1 pseudogene is annotated in these 2,890 nt (G+C 74.4%); it reads left to right on the top strand.

Going from position 1 to position 2,890, the window contains the following annotated elements:
• Positions 1–44: 44 nt before the first annotated feature.
• Positions 45–2,890 (top strand): annotated as a pseudogene (locus IE225_RS32410) (type I polyketide synthase); the annotation flags it as partial.

Genomic DNA, 2,890 nt, shown 5'->3' with positions numbered 1-2,890 from the left:
AGGTGAGGGGGCTGCTGGAGCCGGTCCGGCCGCACACTCCGCGGGTGCCGTTCTTCTCCACGGTGACCGGGGAGTGGATCGAGGCGGCGGTCGCCGACGCCGGCTACTGGTATGCCAACCTGCGCCAAACCGTGCAGCTGGAGCCCGCGGTCGCCGCGCTGGCCGCCGCGGGCCACGGCGCGTTCGTCGAGGTCAGCCCGCACCCGGTCCTCACCGTGCCGGTCCAGGCCACCCTCGAGGCCGCCGCTCCCGACCGCACGTCCGTCGTCACCGGTACCCTGCGCCGCGGTGAAGGCGGACTCGCCCGCTTCTACACCTCCCTCGGCGTCCTGTGGAGCCACGGCGCCGACGTCGACTGGGCCCCGGCGTTCACGCCCCACGGCCCGCGCCGGGTCGAGCTGCCGACGTACGCCTTCCAGCGGCGGCGGCACTGGATCGACGGAACGGCCGACGCGTCCGAGTTCGTCGCCGGTGCTTCCGCTGTTGATGACTCCGTCGGCACCGCTGCCGTCGAGGAACAGGCCGTGGCCCGCCCCGCCGCCGCTCCCGGCGACAGCCTGCGGCTGGTCCGCGAGCAGGCCGCCGTGATCCTCGGCCACACCGGCGCCGACGCCGTCGATCCCGCGCGCTCCTTCAAGGAACTCGGCTTCGACTCGGTCACCGCCGTCGAACTGCGCGACCGCCTCAACGCGGTCACCGGACTGCGCCTGCCCACCACCGCCGTCTACGAGCACCCCACCCCGCAGCGCCTGGCCCGCCACCTCACGGACCTCCTCGACGGCACCGCACCCACCGCCGCGCCGACCGGACGGCGCACCGCGGACGACACCGAACCCGTCGCCGTCGTCGCCATGGCCTGCCGGTTCCCCGGCGGCGTCCGGTCCCCCGAGGACCTCTGGCGCCTCATCCGGGACGAGTCGGAGGCGCTGACGGACTTCCCCACCGACCGCGGCTGGGACCTCGACGCCCTCCACGATCCCGACCCCGACCGCACCGGCACCACCTACGTCCGCCGCGGCGGATTCCTCACCGACGCCGCCGAGTTCGACGCGGCCTTCTTCGGCATCTCGCCGCGCGAGGCGACCGCGATGGACCCGCAGCAGCGCCTGCTGCTGGAAACCGCCTGGGAGGCTGCCGAACGTGCCGGCCTCGACCCGCGCGGCCTGCACTCCACCGACACTGGCGTCTTCGTCGGCGCCACGGCCTCCGAGTACGGCCCCCGCCTGCACGAGGCCCCGGACGCCGTCGAGGGGCACGTCCTCACCGGCACCAGCGTCAGTGTCGCCTCCGGCCGGATCGCCTACACCCTGGGCCTGGAGGGTCCGGCGGTCACCGTCGACACGGCCTGCTCCTCCTCCCTCGTCGCCCTGCACCTGGCCGTACGGTCCCTGCGTTCCGGCGAGTGCTCCCTCGCCTTCGCCGGCGGTGCGACCGTCATGGCCGCGCCCGGCATGTTCGTCGAGTTCAGCCGCCAGCGCGGGCTGGCCGCCGACGGCCGCTGCAAGCCGTTCTCCGCCGACGCCGACGGCACCGCCTGGGCGGAAGGTGTCGGGATGCTCCTGCTGGAGCGCCTGTCGGACGCCCGTCGCAACGGGCACCGGGTGCTGGCGGTGATCCGGGGATCGGCGGTCAACCAGGACGGCGCGTCCAACGGCCTGACCGCCCCCAACGGCCTGTCCCAGCAGCGGGTGATCCGGGCCGCGCTCGCGGACGCGGGGCTCACCCCTGCCGAGGTGGACGTGGTGGAGGCGCACGGCACGGGGACGAGACTCGGGGACCCGATCGAGGCGCAGGCGCTCATCGCGATCTACGGGCAGGGGCGGGACGCCGACCGGCCGCTGTGGCTGGGGTCGGTGAAGTCCAACATCGGCCACGCCCAGGCCGCCGCCGGCGTCGCCGGTGTGATCAAGATGGTGCTGGCGATGCGGCACGGTGTGCTGCCCAGGTCGCTGTATGCGGAGGATCCCTCGCCGTTCGTGGACTGGTCGGCGGGGGCCGTGGAGCTCCTCGCCGAGGCCCGGGCGTGGGAGGTGGGCGGTCGTCCGCGCCGGGCGGGTGTGTCGTCGTTCGGCATCAGCGGCACCAACGCCCACGTCATCCTCGAAGAAGCGCCCGTGGCGGAGACGGCCGACGCCCCGGACACCCCTGACCGTGGTGTGGTGGTGCCCTGGCCGGTCTCCGCGCGCACCCCTGCGGCCCTGGCCGAACAGTGCGCGCGCATCGCCGCGTTGGTCACCGAGCGGGCACTCTCGCCGATCGACGTGGGCTGGTCCTTGGCGAGCGGCCGGACCGCCTTCGAGCACCGATGCGTAGTCGTCGGGTCGGATCTGTCCGCCCTCGTCGCCGGGCTCGACGAACCGTCCGTGACCGGCGTCGCCCCTGCGTCGCCCGTGTCGCCGGTGTTCGTGTTTCCGGGGCAGGGCAGCCAGTGGGTCGGCATGGCGGTCGAGCTGCTGGATTCCTCGCCGGTGTTTGCGGAGCGGTTTGCGGCGTGCGGGGCCGCTCTTGCTCCTTACGTCGACTGGTCGCTGGTGGAGGTGGTGCGGGGCGGGGCGGGTGCGCCTGGGCTGGAGCGGGTGGATGTGGTGCAGCCGGTGCTGTGGGCGGTGATGGTGTCGCTGGCGGCGCTGTGGCGGGCTCACGGGGTGGAGCCGGCGGCGGTGGTGGGGCATTCGCAGGGGGAGATCGCCGCGGCGTGTGTGGCGGGGGCGTTGTCGTTGGAGGATGCGGCGCGGGTGGTGGCGCTGCGCAGCCGGGCGATCAGGCGGATTGCCGGGCGGGGCGGGATGGTGTCCCTGGCGTTGTCCCGGGCGGATGCGGAGGGGCTGATCGCCCGGTGGGCGGGGCGCATCGCGGTGGCCGCGGTCAACGGGCCCGCGTCGGTGGTGGT

This window comes from Streptomyces echinoruber (assembly GCF_014651135.1).
Lineage (GTDB): Bacteria > Actinomycetota > Actinomycetes > Streptomycetales > Streptomycetaceae > Streptomyces > Streptomyces echinoruber.
This window is presented reverse-complemented; position numbering and strand designations above follow the sequence as displayed.